Source organism: Nitratireductor kimnyeongensis (assembly GCF_019891395.1).
In the GTDB taxonomy this organism is placed as follows: domain Bacteria; phylum Pseudomonadota; class Alphaproteobacteria; order Rhizobiales; family Rhizobiaceae; genus Nitratireductor; species Nitratireductor kimnyeongensis.
In genome coordinates, this window is the sequence record NZ_CP078143.1 from 3,268,887 (window position 1) to 3,294,561 (window position 25,675).

Genomic DNA, 25,675 nt, shown 5'->3' on the forward strand with positions numbered 1-25,675 from the left:
TCTTTTCGAGGTGTTGGATGAATGGGAGCGTCATCTCGCGCAGCTAGACCCGGCTAAGGGTCTGAGGTGCGGCCATGACGACCCTTCGCCATGAGTTTCACCGACATGCTGGTAAAGCGGCGAAATACCCGCCGCCCTTCTCGCTTCGCCTGACGCATGCCGAGAAAGCGCGGTTGCTGGCCGAAGCGGGCCGGAAGCCGCTTGGTGCCTATATTCGCGAGCGCCTTTTGGGGGCGGACGCTGCGCCGCGCAAACGCCTCCGCAATAGCCCGGTCAAAGATCAGGAGGCGCTGGCGCGCGCCCTGGCGGCGCTCGGCCAGTCGCGCCTGTCCTCGAATCTGAACCAGCTCGCCAAGGCCGTGAACACGGGCTCGCTGCCCGTCACCCCTGAAACTGAAGCCGATCTTCAGCAAGCCTGCCGGGACGTGTCCGCCCTGCGGGCCGATCTGCTGCGCGCGCTCGGCAAGAATCCGGGGGACGGTCCATGATCCTCAAGGCCAAGGAACGCGGGGACGGCCCGCAGCTCGCCCGCTATCTTCTTGCCATGCGGGATAACGATCATGTCGAGCTGCATGACGTGCGCGGCTTCGCGAGTGATGATCTGCTCGGTGCCTTCCACGAGGCCGATGCCATTGCCAGCGGCACACGCTGCCGCAAGCATCTCTTCTCGATGAGCCTGAACCCGCCTGCGGGGGAGAATGTCAGCATCGAAGCCTTCGAGCAGGCGATTTCACAAATTGAAGAAAAGCTCGGTCTGGAGAACCAGCCGCGCGCCGTCGTCTTCCATGAAAAGGACGGGCGACGGCACGCGCATGTTGTCTGGTCGCGGATCGACCCTGAGCGCATGCGGGCGCTCAACATGGCGCACTACAAGGTCAAGCTGCGCGATGTCTCGCAGCAGCTCTGCCGTGAACATGGCTGGGACATGCCGCGCGGCTTTGAAGATCGCAGCCTGCGCGATCCGCTGAACTTTACCCGCGCCGAATGGCAGCAAGCCCGCCGTGCGGGCCTCGATCCGAAGCAGCTCAAGGCGCTTTTCCAGAAATGCTGGAAGCAGTCGGCTTCCGGCGCTGCCTTTGAGAATGCGCTCAAAGAGCGCGGCTTTACCCTCGCGCGCGGCGACCGGCGCGGCTTTGTCGCCGTCGATTATCGCGGTGAGATTTACAGCCTCACCCGCCTGACCGGCACGAAGACCAAGGAAGTCGCCGCCCGCGTCGGCGATCCGCAGAAACTGCCGTCTGCCGACGAAGCCCGCGCCGCAATGGCCGCGCAAATGACCGAACAGCTCCAGAGCTTCATCAAGGACGCCGAACGCGAGGCTGAGCGCGGTCTCAGGGTGCTGATCTTCCGCCGCAGCGAAATGACCGGGCGTCACCGCCATGAACGGCAAGCGCTGAAAGAAGCGCATGAAGAGCGCTGGCTTACCGAAACCAAGGAACGAGCCGCACGCCTGCCGCGCGGCTTCTCCGGCATCTGGCACCGGATCACGGGCCGCTATGGCCGGATCAGGAATCAAAATGAGCACGAGGCCTGGCAGGCCACGCTGCGCGACCGCGCCGAACGCGAAAGCCTGATCGTCCGGCAACTCGATGAGCGCCGCGCCCTGCAACAGGAAATCTCTGGCCAGCGCGAACAGCAGCAGGCCGATCTGCTCATGCTCCGCCAGGACATCACCCGCTACCACGACATGGCCGCGCCGGAACGCGAGCGCCAAGACAACAAACCCGAACGCGAGGGCCGCAGCCGCTCCGGCAGGCGCAGGCGAACGCGCAGCCCCCGCATGGAATGACGAAAGCAGAAAGGAGCCTGAGATGAAAAATCCGGACTGGACTACATATGTGCCGCGCCGTGTCTATGACACCGCCCGGACACTGGAGACCGCTTGTGAAAGGGCCAACCTTTCCCCGATTGGCGAGGTCGAATGGCGGATGACGCATTGGCCAACAAAATCAGGACGTGCCTTCTGGGGCGAAGTCTGGCGCTTCCTGATGGAGGAATATTGCATCGGCTCAGAGTACAGATACGAAATTGTCGTTATCGACGATCCCGGCTTTGAGCGCGTGGTTACTGTCCTGCCGCAACAACTCCATTGATGTCCGTCTAGGCTCCAATTCCTTTGGCACCGGCCTCGCGCATCCATCGCGGGGCAAAGCGTCGTCTCGCTCTACCAGCACCTTTTGAAAATCCTGCGGCTCGCGTGGCTGACCGCCTCAATCCATGACGACACCTTTTCAGCATCCATCTTTCCATTTCAATCCGATCCCGAACCATCAGACCTTCCCAGGCCGATGATGTGTGCCGGGGCCGAAAGGCCCTGAGTGGTTCGGGGCCTCCTTGAAACGAAGGAGGATACAATGAAACTCGTCTCACGTTTTGAAGCGGCAGCACGCAGCACCGCCGAATTGCATAGTCTGCTCGGAGAGGCAAAGCGCGCCTTCGCCCGCGCCGCCTGCGGCTCGCAAGAGCGCCACAATGCGCTGGAGTCGATCCGCAACATCGAGCATGAGCTGGCGTCTCGCGCCCCACGGCTCTAAAGCCGGTGCGGCTGGCCTGACGGCCAGCCGCATATTGCCGAGTTCAGCAGGTTCGCCATGTCATGCATATCAGTTGATGTGCGGTCAACGCCCGCTTGCCTGTCTATAAATCGGCCTGCCGGTTGCCATGCAACCGGACTAGGCCCGCGCCAATGAGCGGGGGAAGCCGTCAAGACCGCAGCCAGCGGAGGGGGATCACCCGCCCTGCACAAGCGAAGCGCGGAAAGGTGGGGAAACCGCTGGCTCGCCCGAAGGGCTTGGACTTGACGGAAGATGGGGCCGCGCCCCCTTTCAAAAGTTTGTATGGCGGACTTTGAGTATCTCCCAATATGTCTATCCAGAATTGACGCACTGCGGACTTTTTAAAGTAAAGCTCGCATCAACTTTGAGAATGTGCCATAATGTCCATTATGGATGGACAAAACGCATCAAAGCTAAAGCAGGTTCTTCAGAACGTCCCACCGGGATTTCTGATCGATTCCGCTTGGATGAGCCGTCACGGAATTTCACGCCAATCCGTGTCCGCCTATGTCAAGCGAGGCTGGCTCGAAAGGGTCATACAGGGGCTCTATCGCCGTCCTTTCACACCTTCGGAAAATCCCGAAGCGGTTAGAGGGTGGAAGATACCACTCCTTTCCGCGCAATGGCTCATGGCGTACGACTTCCATGTCGGGGGAATGACCGCATTGGCATTGCACGGCCATGAGCACTATCTCGCACTGGGTGGCGGGCAGAAAGTTCACCTCTACGGTGACAACATACCGGCATGGCTGTTCAAGATAAGCATCGATGGTCACTTCGTGCGACATAGCACGAAACCGTTTGAAGATGCTCAGGCGGGAATCGAAAGCGGTTCTTTTGACCTATCGCAGCAAGCCGATAATGACGCGACCATGAGCCCTTGGCTCTGGCCGATCAGAATGTCAACGCCGGAACGCGCCATTCTTGAAGCGCTGGACGGACTGCCACGCAGTGAGAGCTTCCACAATGTGGACGTGGTGTTTGAGAGCTTGGTGAACCTGCGCCCCAAGCAACTCACAGCACTGCTGACCGCCTGCAGAAGCGTCAAGGTGAAGCGCCTCTTCTTCGTCTATGCCGACAAGCATGCACATGCCTGGCGCAAACATATAGACGCCGAGGCCATAGACCTTGGCCGAGGCGACAGAGCCCTTGCAGAGAACGGCAAATTGCATCCGACATATCGGATAACAGTGCCTTCCGACCTGTTACCGGGGGAGGCCGCCGATGGCCCGTGAACGTTATGAGCGGCAGGTCCAACTACTGGTCCGCACACTGCCTTTCGTTGCACGACAGGACGTATTCGCCCTGAAAGGCGGCACAGCAATCAACCTGTTTTATCGTGACATGCCGCGCCTGTCGGTCGATATAGACCTTGTTTATCTGCCCATTGAGGATCGCGCCGCGTCGCTTGCGGGTATTGATACGGCACTCGACGACATACAGGCTGACCTGGTGAGGAACCTGCGCGGCGCACATGTGCAGCGCATAGCGGGTGGCGGCAACAACGATACACGTATCAAAGTCCGTCAAGGGACCGCTGAAATTAAAATCGAAACATCCCCGGTAAGCCGTGGCACGGTTCACCCGCCCCAATTGCGCGCGGTTACTGACCCCGTGAGCGAGATGTTCGGCTTTGCCGAAATGCAGGTTGTCGCCTTCGAGGATTTATTCGGCGGAAAACTGCATGCCGCGCTTGACCGGCAGCATCCACGCGACCTGTACGATGTGAAGCTGCTCTATGAAAACGAAGGCATCACCGACGCGCTATTCCGCACCTTTCTGGTCTATATTGCCAGTTCGAACCGCCCGCCACACGAATTGCTACGACCATCTCTTAAGGTGCTCGATCAGGACTTCGTAGCAGAGTTTGACGGCATGACCACGCATGAGGTGAGCCTGACCGAACTGCTTGATGTACGCAAACGCCTGGTCGGCGATATTGCCGCCAGATTGGATGAACCTGTGCGGCATTTTCTACTGTCCCTGCATGAAGGCGAGCCCGACTTCAACGTCATCGGACTGCCCGATGCGATCAACCTACCTGCTGTGCAATGGAAACTACTCAATCTGCGTAAGCTAAAGGAGCAGAACCCGGAAAAGCATGCGGAGCACCGGCAGGAAATAGAGAGCCTATAGCTACCCGCCACTATGACCACTTTTGCAAGAATGGCGGGTCTTTAGAATCTGGTTCGGGACTTGGCCTGCTGACAGAAAGGCGCGTCGGCACCGGCAGTGCCGCGCCGAAAATGATGGCTTCGCCGCGACCAAGCCCGGCAAGCTGTCGAGACACGTTTACCCCCGCTGTTTCTGCTGCGGATGCGACCGCCCGCTGATCGGCTTCGTTGTTAAGGCGAAACACGGCCCATGTTCCGCATTGCGAAAGCACGGTCGGGGAAACCTCAGACGGGCGCTGAGTGCTGATTAGCAGGGACAGGCCGAATTTGCGGCCCTCTTTAGCCAGGCGCTCATAGGCAAGTGCCTGCTGTCCGCCATCCGATTCGCCAGGTAGCTGGCGAAGATAGTGGTGCGCTTCCTCAAGGGCGAGCATGGTCGGATGGGTATTACCGGGGCCACGCTTGAATATCTCTGCGGCGAACATCTCCAGGAGCGATCCCAAGACAAACGGCATTAGATCTTGAGTCAGGCGGCTAAGATCAACAACGTGGACCGACCAATCATTCTGACCAAACACCGGCGGTCCAAAAACTTCCCTTACGAGCGCCGCGCATTCGTCCTGCATGCTCAGGGGATTCGCTAATCCCGCGCCGCCCGTGATTTCAACAATGGACGTAAATTGCGGGTCTTCGATCAAACCGCGTATGCGGTTAATCATCGACTGGATATGGCCGTACTGGAAGGTGTCGCGGGTCCAGCCTTGGTTGTTCGGCTTAAGGACATACCATTCGGTGGCGAGGCAAGACAGTGCGCGCATATGCGGCCACACATTCGCCGGGGGAGCTGTTCCCGCCCTTAGCGCGGTCATCGCCTGATTGGCATGCGCGGCGTTGCCTGTGTGACAGTCATCGAAAAGCACATTGGATTGAGTGCCGACTAGTTTCGCTCCATGCGCATCAGCTTCAACAAAGCGAAGATGCTCAATCGCAAAGCGCAACGTCGGCATTTGCGCTTTCTCGCTTGGTATCAGCAACCGGGACAAGCCGTGCCGCCCAAGCGCATAGTATGGAATCCGAAGACCGCCAGCTGGACCGCCAAGTTGGGTGACTTTTACGCGCGCTCCCAGATTGGCGAAGGCAGGCGCATATTCTCCGTTAACGTCAAAGACGACGATCCGCGATTTGGGTAGGCGAACAAGCTGTTGCAGCACAGCGGCGACAAAATGGGTTTTACCTTGTCCCGTGGAACCAAGAATCGCCATGTGGCGGCCCAGCACTTGGTCAATATTCGCGCTGACCTCTACGGCGTGGTTGCGTGAATCCGCACCTAGTCTAATCTGCTCGTCCGGGATGCCGTTCGCGCCGATGGTTGCGACCGTTTCGATATCGGAAAGCGGATAAACGCTCGCCCCGAGAACGGGCAATCTCCACTCCTGCGGAGAAAAGGATAGCCTGCCCTCCCGCTTAGCCAGAAAGCCGACAACACGGCCGCGAAGCTGGCGTAATGGCTCCTGCGGGATGTTCGATGATCGTCCGCGCCCTGCATGGACTTCGCGCGGTTCCGCAAACGCCACGGTCATAATCCGAAGAATAATAGTTTCTGCACCGGCGTCGATCCCGACGAGATCGCCCGGTTGCTCAACGGTCGATAGGCCGTCGCGGTGTCCAGCAACGTGCCCACGGGAATCCTCAAGTAAATTGACTAGAAGCTGCGGTCCGTCGATTTCGACCACATAGCCGATGGGGCGACGGGAACTGATCAAAATGAACCCTCCGAATCGGTGTTGGGCGCAGACGCTGTTTCCGCGGCTTCGGGAGCGGCAGCTACCGCCGTCGCCTCTGCCGGGGCGGCTGCCTTCTTTGATACTTGGACGTTTGTGGCTTGCTTGAGCAAGGCTTCGAGCTGTCGCGCGCGCTCAGACACTTCGTCCAGCATGGCGGGTTCGGGCAAGTCGCTCGCTAATGCGTCGAAAAAGCCACCGGCCCCAAACCCCCGCACGGTTACTTGTGGGAGTTGGGCAAGTAACAGGCGTTTAAGTTGCTCGTTGGGCTTGATTGCGTCGCCTGTCGCCGCGAGCGATTGATAGATGCCCAAGCGATCAATCTCGGGAAGGTAGATGATGAGTTGCAGCGTGGGGTTTTGTAGTGCCGATACCACAAGGCGGTTAATATGGTCATCGGTGAAGCCGTAGCCGTTGACGATAAGACAAGCGTTCGGACGCGAGAGAAATTCGGTGAAGCGGCGGATGACCTCGCCATAAACAAATGCGGTTGTTTGGACGAATTTGGACGCGCCGGGGAAGATCATGAAACCGGGCCAATCATCCGGTTTGTCCGATGCGATAAACTGATCCACTAACGGCTTTACCGTGGTGCTGGGCAGCTCGCACACACTGCCCGACTTGCCCGCCGTCCATGAGATCGAGCCGTGCAGCTTTCCGAGATAGAGATTGTATGTTCCGAAACGAGCCTCACCACGCGCCTGCACGTTCCGAAGGCCAAGGTCAAAGCTGCTTGGACGAAAGGCGCGGTCATGCGTTCCTGAGAACCCATTAACACAATGAAGACCAAGCGCTTCCGCCGACCATTCCAGCGCAAGATCGTAGTTGGTAGTGAACGCCCACGGCGCGGCCTGTCCTGGCTGACGATTCCCAGCAAGACGCGATACAAGCCTTATGTGGCTCGATAGCTTGGGATGCAATATCGCCTGATCCGGCTCCGACCACAGTTTTTCGTCAAGAATAGCCGCCCGCAGGACAGCTTTCCGCAAGGCGTGCCGCGCCGCTTTGAGCCCGGTAAGATCGGCGCCAACCCGTTCGCCATCCAGACATGCGATTTCCAACTTATCGAGCAACAGTTCAACATTGCCCTGCTCGCCGTTCGCAAGAAATTTATTGTCTCGAAGGAATTGAACCTGATCAGGATAATCGTTCTCCAGGAGCGACCAAACATCGCTCATAACCATACCGCCGACGCCCTTGGAGGCACCAGCACCAAGCAACACGCCAACATTCTCCAGCCGAATGGCCAAGGCAAGATGAGCTAAAAACTCTTCTTCTGAGAGTTGTCTGCTCCCTCGGATCGCAAAGAAGGTCATGCCAGGTCACCGAGGGGAGGCAATTCACGGACGATTTTCATGGTCTCAAGGCTAACGGTGATGACACGCTGGAATAGCTCAAGCGGATATTTCGGATTGCCGATTGTTTCATTGGCATAGTCGTTGGCGTCGTTAACAATGCCGCTGGCCTTATCGGTTTTGACGACCTGCCGTTCCATCACCCATTCCAACGCGGGTTTGCCGTTGACGATGTAGTCATAGGCCTCCAGCGGGATGTTCTGCATGGTGATGTTTTCATTGTAGATGACAGTGGCGCGGTTTTTTTCCGCGCCTTTGCCACCGAACTTCATTTTTTTGACTCGGTAGAATTTTTTGGCATTGGCCTCGGCCTCGGGGATCAGGCGATGATCTCCCTCTTTGAAAGTGACCAGGTAGGGATCGGCGGTTTCAAAGTTCACATGAAGATCGCCAAGTGCACGGCCTGCGTCGCGGTAGGCGGCGAAATCGGCAAACCTCTTGACCGCAGGGATACGGGGGAGTTGCTTAGCAAGGTTGTTCTTGAACCGCTCGCGGTAGTCGGGCGAGTGCAGCAGACCGTAGATATAATAGAACAAGTCTTCCTTGCTGATCTCTTCTCCTGGATAGACGGCTTGGAAATGCGCGAGGCCTTCATCGGTAATAGCATCGCGGCGCGTGAGGCCGGTGGCTTGATCGCTTGATGCGGCAAAGAGGCCGTCATCATTGGGGGGGGCTTCGTAGAGGTAGAGGGGGAAGCATTGCCCCGAGTCGATGGTATGAAGATTTGGTAACGCATGAGACATTAGAGCTGAGAAACCGGCTCTTGCACCAATTCCTGACACTTGAATAACTAGGTTCTCAGAGGTTATGTCCGGATACAACCGCGACATCTGATAGACCATAGCGTTGTATTGGCGGTCAAAATAGGCCCACTGATAGGAAAATGGGCGATAAAGGGATCGCACAACGTGGCTGGCTTGAAATGCGTATTGCTTGGACTTTGCAAGATCTTGGAAGGCGTTTCGATTCCAACTAAATCGCTGCTCGTCGATCGTTGCTAGCTTCGCCCTGCTCTCGGGAGGCTCAGACGCTAACCGCCTCACTTCCGAATTGTAGCATTCAATACTGGTCAGGACGTTTGCCGCGAGCTTTGACTGCGACATATTATAGGCCCAAGCGTCTCTGCCAGTTGCCACTCCCAACGAATATATCGAGAAGACTGTGTTTGCGGAATCTTTGGATTTGTCTCCTATCTGAATGAAACGATCGAAAGAGCGATCGACCTGATCAAGCCAGTCGTTCTGTTCATCGGGAACAATAGTGGCCCAGCCTTTGTCCTTCGAGATGCCGTCAATAGAACCAAAGCCTCTGACTAGGTCGAGTTTTTGCTTCGTGGTCAGATCAGGGCCAATGTCGCAAAAATGGATGCGGCCATTTTCTGTAGCGGATGGGTTCTTAACCAAAACTGCGATTGAAATACCTGTCATACTACCCGAACCGAAAACGTTCTGCCCTTCGCGAGCGGCCCCTTTGGACAGCATATTTTTGCGAATGTCGCCGCGCAGATGAAAGACATAGAGATCGCTGAACTCCTCGACCAAACACTTGCGCATCCCATCCGCGAAGGATCGTTCAATCCATGCGCTGCCCGAAACGAACGCCATTACCCCTGCATCACCCAAGCGATCAGATGCCCAGCGGAAAGCGCGAATGTAGCTGTCGTACAGATTCCTAACCGAAGTTGTTTTCGAATGAACAGCATAGCTGTCCCTAATTGCAGCATCTAATTGAAAATACTCGATGTTCGCCGCGTTGTCGTTAGCACTGCCTTGCCCCGCCGAATAGGGCGGATTGCCAATGATGACACGAATATCCAGCTTCTTTTGTCGTGAGCGGCGTTCGGAGTTATCCGGCAGGAGATTGGCGACCATATCACGCTCTTGCTCATACATCTGGAAAGTATCGGTGAGCAGGATGCCTTCGAACGGGTCATAAGGCGCATTGGCCGAGAGCGAGCCATAGGCCAGTTCGTGGTAGACCGTCTCGATATTCACGGCAGCGATATAATAGGCCAGCAGCACGATCTCGTTGGCGTGAATCTCATGTTTGTATTTATGTTCCAGCTCATCCGGCGCGATATGGCCCGAATGTAGCAATCGGGTGATGAAGGTGCCCGTGCCGGTAAAGGGGTCAAGGATATGGACGCCCTTGGAGCCGAGTGTTTGGCCGAACTGCGCCTTGAGCACGTCATTGACTGAATGGATGATGAAATCCACCACCTCCACCGGGGTATAGACGATGCCAAGCCGCGCCGTGAGCACTGGGAATGCCGTGCGGAAGAATTTGTCGTAAAGCTCGGTTATCAGCGTTTGCCGACCCTGCGCCGTTTTCACATCGGCGGCGCGGCGTTCCACGCTGGCGTAGAACTTGGCAAGGCTTTCGGATTCTTTTTCCAGATTGTGCTCATGAAGCTGTTCGAGCACGATTTCCATTGCGCGGGACACAGGGTTTTCCTTGGTGAACCGGCTGCCCTTGAACAGCGCATCAAACACCGGCTTGGTGATGAGATGCTGAGCCAGCATTTCGATGGCTTCGGCCTCTGAAATTTCCGGGTTCAGGTCGTCATGCAGTTCGTCAAGGAAGGCCAGAAAGGCGGTCCGCTCCGGCCCGTCCTTGGCGATGATGGTGGTGATGCGTATGATGTGGGTCTGGGCGATCTTGGCGATGTCCCTGGCCCAGGAATCCCAGTATTCGCGGGTGCCGCACTTCTCGACGATCTTGGCCATGATGGCGCGGGTAAACTCGTCAAAGACCATTTCGCTTTGGACTTCGAGATCGGATGTGCGGCGTTCCGGCGCATCGCTGCCAATACCGGCACCGGCTTTGGTGGCCTTAGTCTTAGTGGTAGCAAAGTCCTCAACAACAGCGGTCAACTCTTTCAGTTCGGTTTCCGACGAGATGCGGACCACCTCCACTTTGTCGCTGATGTCCTCACCGATCTTGGCTTGGTTGATGCGAGCGTCTAGACGTTCGTCGTGGGCGCGAAGCGCGTTGAGGATTTGCCAGACGACTTTGTAACGCTCGTTGTCGTTCAACGCCTCTTCGGGTTTGGTGTTGGGCGGAATGGCAACTGGCAGGATGACATAACCCAGTTTTTTGCCCTCGGCGCGGCGCATCACGCGCCCGACTGATTGAACCACGTCGATTTGGCTCTTTCGCGGATGCATAAACATGATGGCATCGAGGGCGGGCACATCCACACCCTCCGAAAGCACCTTAGCGTTGGTAAGAATGCGGCAGACATCATCGCCCGCATCCTCCTTAAGCCAGTTCAGCATTTCCTCGCGGGCGCTGGCGTTATAGCTGCCGTCAATGTGCCGAATTTCAGTATCCAGGTGACGGGTGTCGTCGATTTGATCATTGCTGGTGTATTCATCGACAACTCTGGTGAACTCGTCCTCGATGATTTGCGATTTGGCGATGCTTTGGCAGAATGCCAAAGCCCGCTTCATCGGCCCTGGATCAAATTCCAAATCATCCTTTAGATCGCTTTTGGTTAGGGCCTTGTAGCAACCAATAATCTTGGTCGCGTCGTCCAGCGTCAGCTCTGCGCCTTCTTTGAGCCGCGTCTGGATTGTGCTGGAGACCAGCCCCTCGTCCACAGCCAGCACGACTACCTTGTAGTCAGTCAGTAGCTCTTGCTCGACCGCCCAACCAAAGCCCCGATGGAACAGATCCTTCCCGAACTTGCTCTCATCGTCCATTGAAGCCAGTTCAGCATCGTAGTCATCGGCTTTTCTTTTCGCGCCTTCGCCAAAAATTCGAGGAGTGGCTGTCATGTAGAGCCGCTTCTTGGCCGCTACGTGCTCGTTGCTATGAATGCGGACGAACGTGCTATCGTCCTCATCCTTGAGCGTGACGCCAGTAGTCCGGTGAGCTTCATCGCAGATCACCAGATCAAAGGCTGGCATACCATGCTGCTTTTGCGCGCGGGTTAGCACGTCAATCGAATGGTACGTGGAAAACACCACGGTCATCTGGTCAGAAGAGGCTTGGCGGACCTGGCGAGCTAACTTTTCAGCGTCGGTGGTCGCTGGGAAGGCCAGATCGTGGACATTTAAGTCGAGACTATCCGCATCTACATTCCGTCCTATGCGGGTGTCAGAACATGCCGAGAATGCAGTGAATTCTCGCTGGCAATCATTCTTCCATTCGCGGACCGTCTGCGACATTAATGCCAGAGATGGAACCATGAAGAGAACATGCTTCCCGGCCCCCGCCATCGCCTCCGCGATGCGCAAAGCTGTGAACGTCTTGCCAGTACCGCATGCCATGATGAGTTTGCCGCGATCATCCTCGGCCAACCCACTGATCACGGCTTCTAAAGCATCACGCTGATGGTCTCTGAGCTCCTTCTTGGGTGCAAGGCTGACGTTCCCGGTGCGCAGAAACTGAGACCAGTCGATTCGGCTCGCTTCTAATTCTGCAATGCGGATTCGACGCCAGCTCTTGGAGAGATTGTTTAGGGTCGCCTCAGCATTCGACCCAAATTCCTTTTGCGTTGTATCGATGATGATCAGCTCGGCGAAGAGATCATTCGAAGCCGCTGAAATGAAGCTATCGATATCGGCTTTCTGGATTCTGTGATTAGCGCCGTAGAACTTGCATTGAATGGCGGCATATCCTGACCCATCAGCGAGCATCGCGACGAGATCTATGCCGGTGTCATTTCTGTTCCATCCGTGCTCTTTCGCCCAATCGGAAAATCGGACAACTTTTGAAAAATATTGCTTCTGAGTGTCATCGTTCTCAAGAAATACTTTTACAACGCGCTCAAAATAACCGCCCTTCTCGGGTTCGTCACGCGATGCGTCACGATACCTGTCCAGCAATGCGGTCAAAGAAACATCAGACATTCAGCCCCCCAGTCTCGAATACTGCCCCGACTATACCGAGTCACCCCTCGAATAAGGAGAATATTTCAAATTCTTTCCACATGCTCCGGGTGGTTTTGCGCGTATTATGTCATCTGATGTGCTGGCACCAAAGGGGGGGGGGGGATGAAGGGGCTCCTACCCGAACGACGGTTCAGGAAAGCACCGCGACAAATCCTTGCTGCCGGTCGAGCGGGCAGTCGCTCGTGCATGGTGCGGTGCAGGTGGAGAGGCAATACTCCAGGCCCTGCGAGTGGGTTCAGGGTGGCGCGATAGTCCCCTGATCGGGTTCAGCGCCGACGCGCTGGCGGCATCCAATCGGCGAACGGTTGGTCGGGGATGCAAGGGGCTCGAAGGCTCTTGCTCGATGGGATGGGTCCAGGGCAAGGGTAGCGCGAAAGCTCCCTTCCTGGTCTCCACGAAATGGTCATGGGGGTATCGGGGGCAGCAGGAGCGCTCCCCTGATTGCCGGTCAAGCGGGCAACGCGCTTGTGCATGGTTCGGTGCAGGTGGAGAGGCAAATCTCCAGGTCCTGCGAGTGGTCAACCGGCGATACGGTTGGATGGCTCTGAACGGGCTCAATGCCCTGGAAGAGCCACGGCCTGGGGGATGCAACGGGGGCGCGCAGCGGCCCCCTTGCCAAGATGGTTTTGTATTACAAAACACATCTTGCGACTGCGGCAGAGGCAGCAAAATGCCCAAGAAAGCCAGTTGTAGTGCAAAGACCAAAGCTTTACGGAACCACCATGTGAGGACAGGCAGGTTTTATCGCTCCGGCGGTCTCCAGTCGCTCTCCACTGAAGAACGGCGGCTGAGGCGCAGCGCCAAGCCAACAGCCACACCTACGCCGATGGCAACGGAGAGATCAACGGCCACGGTCAAGACCAGCGTCAGGAGAAGCAGCAGCTTGTCGCCCGTCCTGCCCCGCGCATATTCGGGCCACTTGTGCGGCTCGCTCATATTCCATGCTGTGACAATCAGAAGAGCAGCCAGGGCGGGCATCGCCAGATAGCCCGCCAGCGGCGCGGCAAGCAGCATCACGATTAGAATAGTCAGCGCATGTATAAGTCCCGCCACAGGGGTCTTGCCGCCCGCGCGCACGTTCGTCGCGGTGCGGGCAATCGCGCCGGTCGCCGGAAGACCGGCAAAAAGAGCCGATCCGATGTTCGCAACGCCCTGGGCAAGAAGCTCGGCGTTCGGACGGTGGCTCCCGCCAATCATGCGGTCCGCCACCATTGCCGATAGCAACGACTCAACCCCGGCCAGAAAGGCAATGACAATGGCTGAGGGCACAAGCTCCAGAACGCGCGATAGAGATACATCCGGCATGGTGGGCCAGGGTAAGCTGCTCGGTAATGCGCCAAAGCGCGAGCCGAGCGTATCCACCTGGAGCGTCGCCACAATGACGAGAAGAGATGCCATACCCACAGCGACAATCAATCCGGGAAAACGCGGGGCGATACGGCGCAGGCCGACAATCAGCAGGATCGTCAGGAGTGCGGTACCAAGAGCGATGGCATTGAAGCTCGCGCGCGCATCCCATAGCACCGGAATTTTCTCGAAGAAGTCGGCAGGAACCTGCGCGACGGTCAGGCCCAGAAAGTCCGGGAGCTGGCTGGTTGCGATGACGATAGCAATGCCGATGGTAAAGCCATTTACGACCGCCTCTGGGATATAAGAAATCAAACGCCCTGCTCGGAAATATCCAGCGATCAGGAGAATGACACCGGCCATAAACGTAGCAATGACGAGGCCGTCATAGCCATGCTGGGCGATTACGCCAAATACCACGACGATAAATGCACCCGTGGGGCCGCCGATCTGAACCCGGCTTCCGCCAAAAAGCGAAATCAGAAAACCGGCCACGATGGCCGTAACCAGACCCTTCTCCGGGCCAGCACCGGAGGCAATCGCAATCGCCAGACTCAAGGGAAGCGCGACCATAGCCACAGTCACGCCGGCGATAAGGTCGGAGAGGAAAAGGGACCTATTATAGGTCCTGAGCGTGGTAAGTATCTTTGGCCTTCGCATTATCGTCCTTGCTGGAAGCAGAAACTCCTAAATCATGTCGTGTTGAAGTCGTTGTAAGGGGAACCACACACGACGCTGACATAGACTTCAAGCAGGCATTGCCGGGTCGGATCGGATTCTTCTACGAAGCGGAACTCCATGCGGCGAATTCGCTCAAGTGCATCGGCGAAAGCCGATGCGAATTCTTCATTCAGAAGTAGCCCCGCGCGCGACGTCTCACCGGGCTTATAATCGGACTTCAGGATGCCAGTTGCGTGGCGCGCCAGCTTAAAGGCAAATGGCGCGCTGTTGTGGCCGCTGGAACGACGCGTGTGCTGACCGTAGCGATTTCGCACATTGCGGGTTCGGCCCACGTACAGGCTCTTCCCGTTCTCCGAGAAAAGATAAACGCCTGAGCCCTTCATCTCGCGCGGCAAGACGCCGTCTGTGACCGGTGTTTGAGCCATTAGTGCTTCGTACTTCGGATGCAGGCTCTCGGTGAAAGCCTGAAACTTATCATGCATCGGCAACGCCCCCTTTGTTCATGCAACTTATCACTTCGGGCGCTCTCCCGAATAGGAACATCTTCCTGGACCCGTAACGCTGCCTAGGTCAGGGCTCTGCGGTCATCTGTCTGAATCGCAGCCTATCCAGGCGCAAATTTCTGGATCAACGGCGCTCGTGGACACGATCTCCGGCGTGAAGTTTGGGTCATCCGCGCGGTAGGCCACAAAGCTGTAGCCAGGATGCGGGCCCTCCCAGGCAACCGCGATCACCGTGCCGCGTAGCTCCTGCACCGGCCTGTTGCCATCGACCATCGGTCGCCAGGCGTGAATGGCGTAGAACTTCACGCGGGGCTCCTCTTCGCCGAAGCCGAACAGGAAGAGATTGGTGCCGGAATTGAAGACTAGTCCCTCGTCTGCTTCCTCGATCAGGATGCCGCCGCGCGCCTCGTCGCGGTAGGTCTGTTCCTCGCGGTAGCGGGTGAGCCCGCCCACGGTCGTAATGATGAGGCGGGATATCAGCACACGGTCGCGACGTGCTGGCGTTGTCCAGGCGCGGCGGTAAAGGCGATATGTGCCGTCCAGATTGTTTAGGCGGCTAAAGCGGAGCTGCGAGAGCGTCTTCTGCTGCGCGGCGATGAAGGCGGCAAAGCCTTCCGGCAGGCCGGGGGCCGGGTTGTAGATCGACGTGCGGAAGCTCTCGGAGCGTTCCAGGAACTCGAAGACAATGCGCTTCTTGTGCGATTGCGCGTTGGTGAGGCGGGTGAGCCCTTCCTGCTGCCAGCGGGCGAGCGTTGAGGCGGCGATCAGGTCTTTTCTGTCCTGATGCTGACCGCCCCTGCGGGTGCTATCGGTCGCGGTAGCGCGCGGATCGGCATTGAGCGCCCCGGCAAGGCGCACAAGCGCGCCCTTCTCGGCGGCAAGCTCGCTCAGGGCTTCGTGCAGCCGCCTGTTATGCTCTTCCGTTTCCTGCCAGGGCATCGCGCATCCGAATCTGCAAATCTCCGCATCGGTGCAGAGCTTTGCATGAAAAATGCGGATGAAGAAGTTCGCTTTCCTTTCTGTTTCGGGTTTTCCAGCATCACCAGCTTTTCCTTCATCGAACGCGGTGAAGGGGAAGTCCAATGTCGGGCCAGAACAAGCAAAAACCGGGAGCACCGCTCGGCAATCTGCTGATCGGCGCGGCTATACTGGCCTTCGCGGCAGGGCCGGAGAACGGCGTGCACCTCAACGCTGCCGATCAGCTCTATCTCGGCGTCTTCCAGTTTATCGGCGCGACGGCGATGCTGGTCGGCGTCGGCGGCTACCTCAAGCTCTGGCAACAGCGCGCGAAGCGCAAGCTGGCTGAGCTGCCTTCCGGCACGTTCGGCGGCGCGGCTTTCGCCTCGCTGCGCGATTGTAAGGCGGCGGGCCTGTGCGATCCGTGCGGGCTTTATCTCGGCGTGCTCGATGGCCAGCCGCTCTTTTATTCCGGGAAGGCACACCTGCTGACGGCTGCCCCCGCCCGCCAGGGCAAGGGCATTAACGTCGTCATTCCGAACCTGCTGCATTTCCAGGGCTCGGTGTTTGTCACCGATCCCAAGGGCGAACTGGCGGCGGTGACGGCGGCGCACCGCGCCGAACGTCTCGGCCAGAAGGTCTATGTGCTGAACCCGTGGGGCCTGCACGGCCTGCCGCAGCATCGCTGCAATCCGTTGCAGCCGTTGCTGGACGCGGCCAACGATCCGGCGCTGATCCGTGGCGTTGCCGACGAAGCCAAGGCACTCGCGCTCCAGCTCCTGCCTGAGCCGGAAGATTCCCGGAACCGCTATTTCCGCGAAGGTGCGCGCACCATCCTGCGCGCTGTCATGTTGCACCTCGCCACGCGCGGGGCTCCCGCCACCTGCACGTTGCCGGAGATGTGGCGGGTGCTGTCCAGCACCAAGCGTATCGAAAAGCTGGTCGATCACATGGTCGCCTCCGACGCGCTCTTCGGCATGGTCGCCGATCTGGGCCAGGATTTGGCCTTTCAGCTCGAAGACAATCCCGATCAGTTTGCCGACTTCCGTCAAGGGGCGATTCAGGCGCTCGATATCTTCGATCCGGTCGGCTTCCTCGGCGCTGCCGTCAGCGGCTCCGATGTCGATTTCCGCGCGCTCAAGGAAGGCAAGGCCAGCGTCTATCTGGTCATCCCCCAGGATCGGATCGCCACGCACGGGGCCTGGCTCGGTCTTGTTACACGCCAGGCCATTGCGGCGGTCGCGCGCTCTTCAGGGCGCAGCGAGGTGCTGTTCGTCCTCGACGAGTTCGCCAACATGGGCAAGCTTGCGGGGCTCGCCGAAAGCCTGACGGCGCTGCCCGGTCTCGGCGTGCGCGTCTGGGCCTTCGTGCAGGAGCTTTCGGAGCTGATCCGGCTCTACGGGCCGTACACGGCGCGCACCGTGCTTTCGCAGGCCGAAGTGAAGCAGTTCTTCGCCGTGCAGGACGACCAGCTCGCGAAAACGCTTTCGGCGGCGCTCGGCCAGCGCACGGTCAAAACCCGCAATTTCAACCTGGGCCGCACTGAAGACGACGAGATCGGCGAAAGCCTCGGTGAGACCGGCAGGCCGCTCATGTCACCCGATGAAATCCGCCTGATGGGGGCGGATGAGCAGCTTCTGCTCATCAAGGCCCTGCCGCCGATCCGCGCGCAGCGTCTGCCCTTCTGGTTCGTCTCGCCCTGGGCGTCGTGGGCGGCGCGCAATCCCGTCGAAGGCGACTACCCGCAGCCAAGGCCGCATTTGCGGCTGACCTACAGCAAGAGGAGCGAAGGCGATGAATGATTACGATGTGAAAGTCACTGGCACGAAGAAGCCGAGCAAGCGCCCGCACATCATCCTGCGCATTCTCGATGCGCCCTGGGATTTGACGGTCGCAGCACTGAAGCGTCCGCGCGTGTGGCTGCTCCTCGGTGGCATCTGGTTCGCCTGCAACGTCGGCACGCCGCATATCGGTAGCGAATATCAGTGCCGCTATCCGGTGCGTCCGGGCCAGCCGTGCCAGTCCTTCGACTATTGCACTTATCACGGCTTCCAGGGGCGGCGCGTCGTCGTGCCGGTCGGAAGCGAGACCTGCGGCCTCTTCAAGCTCATACCGCCCGATTGGGAAAAGCTGGCCGAAGAATGACGGCGGGGCGAAGTGGGTTCAAACGGATTCAAAGGGAGTAAGGCGGACTCAGACAGACTATCGAAGGATGTAGAATTTGATCGACTACTACATTTAGTAGTAAAATTACAGAAGGGGTGCGATATGTTGGGTGATAACACGAATGGCGGTAACCGCAATCTCTCCGGTCGTTTCGATGCGTCAGCACGGCCTATCGTTACTGTGGATGTGGAGAAGTATCAGGCTTATCTCGACGATCCGAACCTGAACGAAGAACAGAAAGAGGAGTTCCTTCAGGCGATCTGGTCTATCATGGTCGCCTTTGTAGACCTCGGTTTCGGCGTTCATCCCCTGCAAGAAGTATGTGGACAAGATTCGGAAGAGTCCTGTCCGTGCGCAAAAGAAGGCTTCGATCAGGTAAAATCGAAGCCTTTAGAGGAACCTGAAAACACTTAGATTCCAGCCCCTTGAACATGAAGGGCGGACTGGAGGCAGACATGAACATGCACGAAACACAAGACCGGGAAATCAGCAAGGCCGTCATCTATTGCCGCGTGTCGAGCACGAAGCAGACCGTGCGCGGTGACGGCCTTGGCTCCCAGGAAACGCGCTGCCGCGAGTTCGCAAAGTATAAGAATTACGAAGTTGTCGAAGTTTTCCGCGATGATAGCTCCGGGAGCCTGACGTCTCGTCCCGGCATGCAGGCGATGCTGGCTTTCCTTTCACAGCACCGCAAGGAACCGCACGCGGTCATAATCGACGACATTAGCCGCCTTGCGCGCGGGCTGATGGCGCATTTTGAGCTGCGGGTGAAGATCGGCGATGCCGGTGGCGTCCTTGTCAGCCCCTCTATCGAATTCGGCGAAGATTCCGATTCTCAACTCGTCGAGAACCTTCTCGCCTCTGTTTCCCAGCACCAGCGCCAAAAGAACGGCGAGCAGACGGTCAACCGCATGCGGGCGCGCATGCAAAACGGCTATTGGGTGCATCAAGCTCCGGTCGGCTATCGCTATGAGCGCGAAAGCGGGCACGGCAAAATCCTCGTGCGCGATGAGCCGAATGCCTCCGTCCTGCAAGAAGCGCTGGAAGGCTATGCCTCCGGGCGCTTCGAGACGCAGGTCGAAGTGAAGCGCTTCCTGGAGCGTCAGCCTTCTTTCCCGAAAGATTTGCCGAATGGCGAAATCCGCAATCAGCGCATCACCGATATGCTGACGCGCGTGGTGTATGCCGGATACATCGAATCCCCCGGCTGGGGTGTCACGCTCCGCAAGGGCAAGCACGAAGGGCTTATCAGCTTCGAGACCTTCGAGAAGATACAGGCGCGCCTCAAGGGCACGGCCAAGGCTCCGGCGCGCAAGGACATCAATGCGGACTTCCCGCTGCGCGGTTTCATCCTCTGCGATGATTGCCAGAAGCCGCTGACGGCCTGCTGGTCGCAGGGCAAGAATCAGAAATACCCTTATTATCTCTGCCCGACCAAGGGCTGCGAGAGCTATCGCAAGTCGATCAAGCGCGAGGAACTGGAAAGCTCCTTCGAGGGCCTTCTGGAGCGGCTGGAGCCGTCCGAGAACCTGTTCAAGCTGGCCAAGGCCATGTTCAAGGATGCCTGGGACATGCGCCTCGCGCAGGCGAAGCAGGCGACGAAGCATCTGAAGGCGAACGTCGCCGAGGTCGAAAAGAAGATTGAGGCCGTGCTCGACCGCATCGTCGAGACCGACAATGCCTCAGTCGTTGCGGCCTATGAGAAACGCATCAGCAAGCTGGAGCGCGAGAAAGCTTTGGCCGAAGAAAAGCTGGCCGCGAATGGCAAACCGCGCATGACCTGGGAGGAGTCGTTCGAACACGCACTCCATTTCCTATCAAGCCCTTGGAAAATCTGGAAAAACACCGATTTGATCGGTAAGAAAACCGTCCTCAGACTGGCTTTTCTGGAGCCTTTGGCATACAGCCGGATCGAAGGACTTCGAACACCTAATTTATCCTTTCCATTCAGGATATTAGGTGATTTTCCACCCCCTAAAAGCGAGATGGCGCACCCGACAGGATTCGAACCTGTGACCTCTGCCTTCGGAGGGCAGCGCTCTATCCAGCTGAGCTACGGGTGCTGGCCGATTTGCGCTGGATACGAAGCATCAGCGCGTCGCTTTCATAGCCGAAGCGATTGTTTGCATCAACGATGAAATGACCGGCCATTCGTTTTCGGACAACTCTTGTGGAGTTGCCCCTGATGACCATGCGACAAGGCTGAAAGCTGGCAGGGCTGAACGCGCCCGTAATGCTTTCGATGCTCAGTCGCAAGGAGCTCAGGCGGGGAACGGAGGCGGGGGAGCTGAGACGGGAAAGACCCGGGCGCTGATCAGCGATGCATTTGCCACGCTCGTCCCGCGCCTCAGGAGGGCAGGGGACGCCTATCGTCTCGGTATCCTGTTCCTCGGCGCTAGGAATTGCCGGAGCGGGCGCCCTTGCCAAGATCCCGCCGCGCGCGCTCATCCTTGTCCAGCTTCTCAAAACTCTCGATAACGTCGTCGGCTTCCTGTTTGACATCAGGAACGGCATGGCGCTGATTGCGGACTTTCGCCTGATCGTCGCCCTGCAGCTGATTGTTGCCCATCCGGTCGGCGGCCAGATCGCTGCTCTGGATGTCCGATGCGCGGTCCTTTTTCTGCCGGTCGTTCATGGGGATGCTCCTTTCAGGCTCTTTTCAACTTCCGCAGACTGAACGGGAGAGGGCAGGGTTGCGTTCCATTGCCCGGGAAAGGCCGCTTTCAGGGAACGAAGCCGACTGGCAGGCGTTGGCCGCCAATGCAGGAGACAATTTTTCAAGCAATATGGGCCTGGCTGCAGAACAACCATGGCGCGGTCGGCGCGCTGGCAAGTCTCGCCACACTGGTGGTCTGGACGCTTTATTTTCAGATGTTGCTGATGAGCTACCGGCGCACGCTGCGCCCGAAAATCCTGATCAACCGAGGAGCCGGACAACGCCTGCAGGCGCATTGTCTCGTCGCCAACATGAGCGCCGAGCCCATTTATATCGAGGCTGTATTGCTGGATGTAGGATATCTCGCGAACGGTGAGAAAGCAGTCGCACGCAGTCGTTATTCACTTAGTGAACTCGATCTGGACATCCTCAATGGCAGCGATCGCAGCCCGCAATGGTTTCAAGGTCCGCTCGACAGCAGCGAGTGGGTCGATATCGGAACGTTTCAGCAGCTCATCGGCAAGGTGCTCGAACAGGACCGGACAGCAGAGGGAACCTGGCCGGTCGATCGTAACCCTGCTCTGGAGAGGTTGCGCGAACTGACGGTCATCGTGGTGGCGACCTACCGTGCTCAGGACCTTTTGGTCGCCGCGCGCCGCAGCTTCGATGTGGAAGAGGACATGATTGGCAGAAGGCTGATCCCGCGCCATTTCACGGCCGAACAGATCAGGTCCCGCCGCGACCGGCGGGCACTTGAAAGGATGATGAATGAAGGCAAATAGAGGTGGTTCTCATGACCAGAGGCAGCCAGCGCCCGGTGAAGCAGGATAGGGCTGACGCGAGCCCTTTACAGCACCGGGCCGCGCATTCATGCCTTAACAGTGGCGGCGAGGGCTGCGGCGAGATCGGCCCTCAGATCCTCCACATCCTCCAGACCGATCTGCAGCCGGATCACTGGGCCTTCTTTCGGCGGCTGCGCGATCGTTCGGTCGCTAAGCTGGACGTGCACTGCAAGGCTCTCATAGCCGCCCCAGGAATAACCCAGGCCGAAATATTTCAATGCATCGAGAAAGGCGTGCGCCTGCTTTTCACGACCGCCGTCGAGGACGATGGAGAAAAGTCCGCTGGCACCGGTGAAATCGCGCTTCCAGATCTCGTGGCCGGGATGTGATTCGAGAGCGGGGTGGAGAACGCGCGCGACGCCCTTCTGTCCCTCCAGCCAGCGCGCCAGGCTGAGTGCGCTCTGCTGATGTCGCTCGAGACGCACACCCATGGTGCGCAGGCCGCGTAACACCTGGTAGACATCGTCCGGCGCAGCACAGACGCCGAGTGCGCCATGAGCCTCGAGCAAGCGCTCGAAGCAGGCCTCATTGGCCGAAACCGTCCCGAGAAGAACATCCGAATGGCCGCCGGGATATTTGGTGGCTGCCTGAATGGAGATGTCGACCCCGTGGTCGAGGGGACGGAAGAAGAGTGGTGTTGCCCAGGTGTTGTCCATCATCACGATGGCGCCACCCCTGTGGGCCACATCGACAATGGCAGGGATGTCCTGCATCTCGAAAGTGCCGGAGCCAGGGGCCTCGGTAAGGACCACTTTCGTGTTGGGTTGCATCAGGGTCGCAATGCCTGCGTCGGCCGAAGGATCGTAATAGGACACTTCGACGCCGAGCCGGGTGAGCATGGTATCGGCAAAATGGCGCGTTGGATGATAGACCGAATCAACAATGAGCACGTGATCGCCCGAAGACAGAAAAGCGAGCAGCGGGACGGTCACAGCGGCAAGTCCGGAAGGAACGATAATGGTTCCGGCAGCGCCTTCCAGCTCGTTCATCGCGACGGCAAGTGCGTCCGTCGTGGGGGTGCCGCGGGTTCCGTATGTGTATTTCTGGTTGCGAGAGGCCATGGTCCCGGCATCGGGAAACAGCACGGTCGAGGCGTGGACCACCGGAGGGTTGACGAAACCGTGAAAATCGCGGGGGTTGTTGCCCATATGGGCGAGCCGTGTGTTGTCTCCGACTTTAGTCTTATTCTTTTCGTTCATCGAACCTGTCGCTTGATTGACTGCGGATGGGGCCTGGAGCGTGAGAGGAAGGAAAACCCTCAAAACCGGGCGTTCAGGATGCCGGATGGAACGCCATTGTCGGCCACCCGTCAACCGGGAAGGAGCTGCACGCTTGCCTCTGGAGCAAGGGTCTTTGGCTCTTGACCCAAAGTGATTTATGGCATTCGATGGAACCAGTGCGTGGGAGAGGAAGTGCATGTCCGCCCCTTTGCGGGCCGGCACTCCGACCGGGGTGTACGGGACATTCGCCTGCTTCCGCACTGAAAATGTCAGGGGATAAGCCCGAACACAGAAAAAAGGGTTCGTAATCATGAAAAATATTGTCAAAGCGTTGCTCGGCTCGGCCGCGATCGCGATGATGGCAGCACCGGCTTCTGCAGCTACGCTGGACGATGTGAAGTCAGAAGGCCACGTCCAGTGCGGCGTCAACACCGGTCTTATCGGCTTCAGCGCACCGGACGACCAGGGCAACTGGAAAGGTCTCGACGTGGATTTCTGCCGCGCCGTGGCTGCCGCAATCTTTGACGATCCGGAAGCCGTGGAGTTCACGCCGCTTTCGGCAAAAGACCGTTTCACCGCGCTTCAGTCGGGCGAAGTGGACGTGCTTTCCCGCAACACCACCTGGACGATCAGCCGCGATACCGCGCTCGGCCTCAACTTTGCCGGCGTGACCTATTACGACGGCCAGGGCTTCATGATCAATGCGAAGAAGCTTGAAGGTATCAACTCCGCACTTCAGCTTTCAGGTGCAGCGGTCTGCGTGCAGGCCGGTACGACAACCGAGCTGAACCTTGCCGACTACTTCAAGGCAAACAACATGGAGTACAGCCCTGTTGTTTTCGAGAAGTTCGAAGAGGTGAACGCGGCCTATGATGCCGGGCGCTGCGACGTGTACACGACCGATCAGTCCGGTCTTTATGCCGTCCGCTTAAACCTCACCAATCCGGACGATCACATCGTTCTGCCCGAGATCATCTCCAAGGAGCCCCTCGGGCCGGCAGTGCGCCATGGCGATGACCAGTGGCTCGACATCGTCAAATGGGTCTATTACGCACTCGTCAATGCTGAAGAGCTGGGCATCAGCCAGGCCAACCTCGAAGAGAAGATGAACTCGGACAACCCCGAGGTGCGTCGTCTTCTTGGCACCGAGGATGGCAGCAAGCTTGGTACCGACCTTGGTCTGACCAACGACTTCGCTGTCCGTGCGATCAAGCACGTGGGCAATTACGGCGAAATTTTCGAGCGCAATGTAGGTGCCGAGAGCCCGCTGAAAATCTCGCGCGGCATCAACGCCCTTTGGACGAAGGGTGGCCTTCAGTACGGTATGCCGATCCGCTGATCGGATCCCGTGAACATAATGCGTGAGAGGCGGTTCGCGCCGCCTCTCACCATTCCTGGTGAGGATAGCCATGGCCACCCCGCAATCAACTGTGGAGGGCGCGGCGCCTCGTGTGCCGCTCTTCTATGATCCGCGCGTTCGAGGAATTGCCTATCAAGTCCTGGTATTTGCCGGTCTCGTTGCCCTGATTTACTGGATCGTCGGCAACACGACAGCCAATCTTCAGCGTGCCAACATTGCATCCGGTTTCGATTTCCTTCAGGGCCGCGCCGGATTCGACATTGGCGACAGTCTTGTCGAATATTCTTCCGATTCCACCTATGGGCGCGCGCTTTTCGTAGGGTTCCTGAACACGCTGCGCGTGGCAATCGTCGGTATCATTACGGCGACCCTGATCGGGTTCATCATCGGCATCGGCCGCCTGTCGAAGAACTGGTTGATCAACCGAATTTGCCTTGTCTATGTCGAGGTTTTCCGCAACATCCCACCGTTGCTGGTCATTTTCTTCTGGTATTTCGGCGTTCTTTCGGTGCTGCCCCTGCCGCGCGAAAGCATCGACCTGCCATTAGGCTCCTATCTCAATAGCCGTGGACTATATTTCCCGCGCTTCCTTTGGGGTGAGGGGGCGTGGCTCGTCCTCTTAGGGCTTGTGCTCGGCATCGTCTTCACCTTTTTCGTGCGCCGCTGGGCGCATCGCAGACAGATGGCCACGGGTCAGCAGTTTCCGGTGTTCTGGACGAGCGTGGCGTTGATCGGCGGCTTGCCGCTTCTGGCCTTTGTCTTGACCGGACTGCCTCTGAGTTTCGAGTTTCCGGAACTGTCGACCTTCAACCTGCGCGGTGGCGTTCAGGTTCGACCGGAGTTTCTGGCGCTCTATCTGGCCCTATCGTTCTACACGGCTGCGTTCATCGCCGAGATCGTGCGTGCCGGGGTGCTCGGTGTCAGCCATGGCCAAAGCGAGGCTGCGCAGGCGCTGGGCCTGCGCTCGGCCCAGTCCATGCGGCTGGTGATCATACCGCAGGCATTGCGGATCATTATCCCGCCGCTGACCAGCCAGTATCTGAACCTGACGAAAAACTCTTCGCTGGCCGTGGCCATCGGATATCCGGACCTCGTTGCCACGGGCGGGACGACGCTCAATCAGACCGGACAGGCCATCGAAGTGGTCGCTATCTGGCTGGTCGTCTATCTGGGTCTCAGTCTCGGAACGGCCGGGTTGATGAACTGGTACAATGCGCGCATGGCGCTGGTGGAGCGGTAG

20 protein-coding genes, 1 tRNA gene and 1 pseudogene are annotated in these 25,675 nt (G+C 58.2%); 13 read left to right on the forward strand and 9 right to left on the reverse strand.

The window, feature by feature from the left end:
• The first annotated feature begins 74 nt into the window (after positions 1 to 74).
• The 6 genes from KW403_RS15520 (at position 75) to KW403_RS15545 (ending at position 4,691) form a co-directional block, all read left to right on the forward strand.
• Positions 75 to 488 (forward strand): hypothetical protein, encoded by a 414-nt coding sequence (locus KW403_RS15520; RefSeq protein WP_223020340.1) that lies wholly within the window; start codon positions 75 to 77, stop codon positions 486 to 488.
• Complete coding sequence (locus KW403_RS15525) at positions 485 to 1,789, forward strand: relaxase/mobilization nuclease domain-containing protein (RefSeq protein WP_223020341.1); 1,305 nt, start codon at positions 485 to 487, stop codon at positions 1,787 to 1,789. Before KW403_RS15520 ends, KW403_RS15525 begins: the two co-directional genes overlap by 4 nt.
• A gap of 22 nt (positions 1,790 to 1,811) precedes the next feature.
• A complete protein-coding gene (locus KW403_RS15530) occupies positions 1,812 to 2,093 on the forward strand; it encodes a hypothetical protein (RefSeq protein WP_223020342.1) in 282 nt (93 codons plus the stop codon).
• A 261-nt stretch (positions 2,094 to 2,354) separates the two neighbouring features.
• Positions 2,355 to 2,534, forward strand: a complete 180-nt coding sequence (locus KW403_RS15535; RefSeq protein WP_246637811.1) for a hypothetical protein — start codon at positions 2,355 to 2,357, stop codon at positions 2,532 to 2,534.
• A 410-nt stretch (positions 2,535 to 2,944) separates the two neighbouring features.
• On the forward strand, positions 2,945 to 3,790 hold the full coding sequence (locus KW403_RS15540; protein ID WP_223022601.1) for a type IV toxin-antitoxin system AbiEi family antitoxin domain-containing protein: 846 nt from the start codon (positions 2,945 to 2,947) through the stop codon (positions 3,788 to 3,790).
• Entirely contained in the window at positions 3,780 to 4,691 is a 912-nt protein-coding gene (locus KW403_RS15545) for a nucleotidyl transferase AbiEii/AbiGii toxin family protein (RefSeq protein WP_223020344.1), read from the forward strand. The genes KW403_RS15540 and KW403_RS15545 overlap by 11 nt, the downstream gene beginning before the upstream one ends.
• A gap of 10 nt (positions 4,692 to 4,701) precedes the next feature.
• Here the strand turns inward: KW403_RS15545 and herA are convergent, their stop codons facing one another.
• The 6 genes from herA to KW403_RS15575 all read right to left on the reverse strand — a co-directional run bounded on the left by herA (position 4,702) and on the right by KW403_RS15575 (position 16,173).
• Positions 4,702 to 6,432 (reverse strand): anti-phage-associated helicase HerA, encoded by a 1,731-nt coding sequence (gene herA, locus KW403_RS15550; protein WP_223020345.1) that lies wholly within the window; start codon positions 6,430 to 6,432, stop codon positions 4,702 to 4,704.
• Positions 6,429 to 7,766, reverse strand: a complete 1,338-nt coding sequence (locus KW403_RS15555; protein ID WP_223020346.1) for an SIR2 family anti-phage-associated protein — start codon at positions 7,764 to 7,766, stop codon at positions 6,429 to 6,431. Before KW403_RS15555 ends, herA begins: the two co-directional genes overlap by 4 nt.
• A complete protein-coding gene (locus KW403_RS15560) occupies positions 7,763 to 12,661 on the reverse strand; it encodes a DEAD/DEAH box helicase (RefSeq protein WP_223020347.1) in 4,899 nt (1,632 codons plus the stop codon). The genes KW403_RS15555 and KW403_RS15560 overlap by 4 nt, the downstream gene beginning before the upstream one ends.
• A 783-nt stretch (positions 12,662 to 13,444) precedes the next feature.
• A complete protein-coding gene (locus KW403_RS15565) occupies positions 13,445 to 14,710 on the reverse strand; it encodes a SulP family inorganic anion transporter (protein ID WP_223020348.1) in 1,266 nt (421 codons plus the stop codon).
• A gap of 32 nt (positions 14,711 to 14,742) precedes the next feature.
• Positions 14,743 to 15,213 (reverse strand): GIY-YIG nuclease family protein, encoded by a 471-nt coding sequence (locus KW403_RS15570; protein ID WP_223020349.1) that lies wholly within the window; start codon positions 15,211 to 15,213, stop codon positions 14,743 to 14,745.
• A gap of 102 nt (positions 15,214 to 15,315) precedes the next feature.
• Positions 15,316 to 16,173: a hypothetical protein gene (locus KW403_RS15575; protein WP_223020350.1), complete on the reverse strand. Its 858-nt coding sequence runs from the start codon at positions 16,171 to 16,173 to the stop codon at positions 15,316 to 15,318.
• A gap of 143 nt (positions 16,174 to 16,316) precedes the next feature.
• On the opposite strand from KW403_RS15575, the gene KW403_RS15580 reads away from it, so the two are divergent.
• The 4 genes and pseudogenes from KW403_RS15580 to KW403_RS19525 all read left to right on the forward strand — a co-directional run.
• Complete coding sequence (locus tag KW403_RS15580) at positions 16,317 to 17,993, forward strand: type IV secretory system conjugative DNA transfer family protein (protein WP_223020351.1); 1,677 nt, start codon at positions 16,317 to 16,319, stop codon at positions 17,991 to 17,993.
• Complete coding sequence (locus KW403_RS15585; RefSeq protein ID WP_223020352.1) at positions 17,986 to 18,336, forward strand: hypothetical protein; 351 nt, start codon at positions 17,986 to 17,988, stop codon at positions 18,334 to 18,336. Before KW403_RS15580 ends, KW403_RS15585 begins: the two co-directional genes overlap by 8 nt.
• A 123-nt stretch (positions 18,337 to 18,459) precedes the next feature.
• A complete protein-coding gene (locus KW403_RS15590; RefSeq protein ID WP_223020353.1) occupies positions 18,460 to 18,771 on the forward strand; it encodes a hypothetical protein in 312 nt (103 codons plus the stop codon).
• 47 nt (positions 18,772 to 18,818) lie between these two features.
• Positions 18,819 to 19,790 (forward strand): annotated as a pseudogene (locus KW403_RS19525) (recombinase family protein); the annotation flags it as partial.
• 553 nt (positions 19,791 to 20,343) lie between these two features.
• On the opposite strand, the gene KW403_RS15605 reads toward KW403_RS19525, so the two are convergent.
• Positions 20,344 to 20,420 (reverse strand) — tRNA-Arg (locus KW403_RS15605).
• Positions 20,421 to 20,752: 332 nt separating this feature from the next.
• The gene (locus KW403_RS15610; RefSeq protein ID WP_223020354.1) at positions 20,753 to 20,992 is read right to left on the reverse strand and encodes a hypothetical protein; all 240 of its coding nucleotides are present in this window, start codon (positions 20,990 to 20,992) and stop codon (positions 20,753 to 20,755) included.
• A 125-nt stretch (positions 20,993 to 21,117) separates the two neighbouring features.
• Between KW403_RS15610 and KW403_RS15615 the strand changes: the two genes are divergently transcribed.
• The gene (locus KW403_RS15615; protein ID WP_223020355.1) at positions 21,118 to 21,795 is read left to right on the forward strand and encodes a hypothetical protein; all 678 of its coding nucleotides are present in this window, start codon (positions 21,118 to 21,120) and stop codon (positions 21,793 to 21,795) included.
• Between the two features lie 86 nt (positions 21,796 to 21,881).
• Here the strand turns inward: KW403_RS15615 and KW403_RS15620 are convergent, their stop codons facing one another.
• Positions 21,882 to 23,054: a cystathionine beta-lyase gene (locus KW403_RS15620; RefSeq protein WP_223020356.1), complete on the reverse strand. Its 1,173-nt coding sequence runs from the start codon at positions 23,052 to 23,054 to the stop codon at positions 21,882 to 21,884.
• 331 nt (positions 23,055 to 23,385) lie between these two features.
• On the opposite strand from KW403_RS15620, the gene KW403_RS15625 reads away from it, so the two are divergent.
• Together KW403_RS15625 and KW403_RS15630 are read left to right on the forward strand one after the other, a co-directional pair.
• A complete protein-coding gene (locus KW403_RS15625) occupies positions 23,386 to 24,414 on the forward strand; it encodes an amino acid ABC transporter substrate-binding protein (RefSeq protein WP_223020357.1) in 1,029 nt (342 codons plus the stop codon).
• Between the two features lie 70 nt (positions 24,415 to 24,484).
• A complete protein-coding gene (locus tag KW403_RS15630) occupies positions 24,485 to 25,675 on the forward strand; it encodes an amino acid ABC transporter permease (protein ID WP_223020358.1) in 1,191 nt (396 codons plus the stop codon).

What these genes read in the sequence shown, in the direction of transcription:
- KW403_RS15520 (WP_223020340.1), top strand. Translation starts at nt 75, where the DNA reads ATGACGACCCTTCGCCATGAGTTTCACCGACATGCTGGTAAAGCGGCG.
- KW403_RS15525 (WP_223020341.1), top strand. Translation starts at nt 485, where the DNA reads ATGATCCTCAAGGCCAAGGAACGCGGGGACGGCCCGCAGCTCGCCCGC.
- KW403_RS15530 (WP_223020342.1), top strand. Translation starts at nt 1,812, where the DNA reads ATGAAAAATCCGGACTGGACTACATATGTGCCGCGCCGTGTCTATGAC.
- KW403_RS15535 (WP_246637811.1), top strand. Translation starts at nt 2,355, where the DNA reads ATGAAACTCGTCTCACGTTTTGAAGCGGCAGCACGCAGCACCGCCGAA.
- KW403_RS15540 (WP_223022601.1), top strand. Translation starts at nt 2,945, where the DNA reads ATGGATGGACAAAACGCATCAAAGCTAAAGCAGGTTCTTCAGAACGTC.
- KW403_RS15545 (WP_223020344.1), top strand. Translation starts at nt 3,780, where the DNA reads ATGGCCCGTGAACGTTATGAGCGGCAGGTCCAACTACTGGTCCGCACA.
- KW403_RS15555 (WP_223020346.1), bottom strand. Translation starts at nt 7,766, where the DNA reads ATGACCTTCTTTGCGATCCGAGGGAGCAGACAACTCTCAGAAGAAGAG.
- KW403_RS15560 (WP_223020347.1), bottom strand. Translation starts at nt 12,661, where the DNA reads ATGTCTGATGTTTCTTTGACCGCATTGCTGGACAGGTATCGTGACGCA.
- KW403_RS15565 (WP_223020348.1), bottom strand. Translation starts at nt 14,710, where the DNA reads ATGCGAAGGCCAAAGATACTTACCACGCTCAGGACCTATAATAGGTCC.
- KW403_RS15570 (WP_223020349.1), bottom strand. Translation starts at nt 15,213, where the DNA reads ATGCATGATAAGTTTCAGGCTTTCACCGAGAGCCTGCATCCGAAGTAC.
- KW403_RS15575 (WP_223020350.1), bottom strand. Translation starts at nt 16,173, where the DNA reads ATGCCCTGGCAGGAAACGGAAGAGCATAACAGGCGGCTGCACGAAGCC.
- KW403_RS15580 (WP_223020351.1), top strand. Translation starts at nt 16,317, where the DNA reads ATGTCGGGCCAGAACAAGCAAAAACCGGGAGCACCGCTCGGCAATCTG.
- KW403_RS15585 (WP_223020352.1), top strand. Translation starts at nt 17,986, where the DNA reads ATGAATGATTACGATGTGAAAGTCACTGGCACGAAGAAGCCGAGCAAG.
- KW403_RS15590 (WP_223020353.1), top strand. Translation starts at nt 18,460, where the DNA reads ATGTTGGGTGATAACACGAATGGCGGTAACCGCAATCTCTCCGGTCGT.
- KW403_RS15610 (WP_223020354.1), bottom strand. Translation starts at nt 20,992, where the DNA reads ATGAACGACCGGCAGAAAAAGGACCGCGCATCGGACATCCAGAGCAGC.
- KW403_RS15615 (WP_223020355.1), top strand. Translation starts at nt 21,118, where the DNA reads ATGCAGGAGACAATTTTTCAAGCAATATGGGCCTGGCTGCAGAACAAC.
- KW403_RS15620 (WP_223020356.1), bottom strand. Translation starts at nt 23,054, where the DNA reads ATGAACGAAAAGAATAAGACTAAAGTCGGAGACAACACACGGCTCGCC.
- KW403_RS15625 (WP_223020357.1), top strand. Translation starts at nt 23,386, where the DNA reads ATGAAAAATATTGTCAAAGCGTTGCTCGGCTCGGCCGCGATCGCGATG.
- KW403_RS15630 (WP_223020358.1), top strand. Translation starts at nt 24,485, where the DNA reads ATGGCCACCCCGCAATCAACTGTGGAGGGCGCGGCGCCTCGTGTGCCG.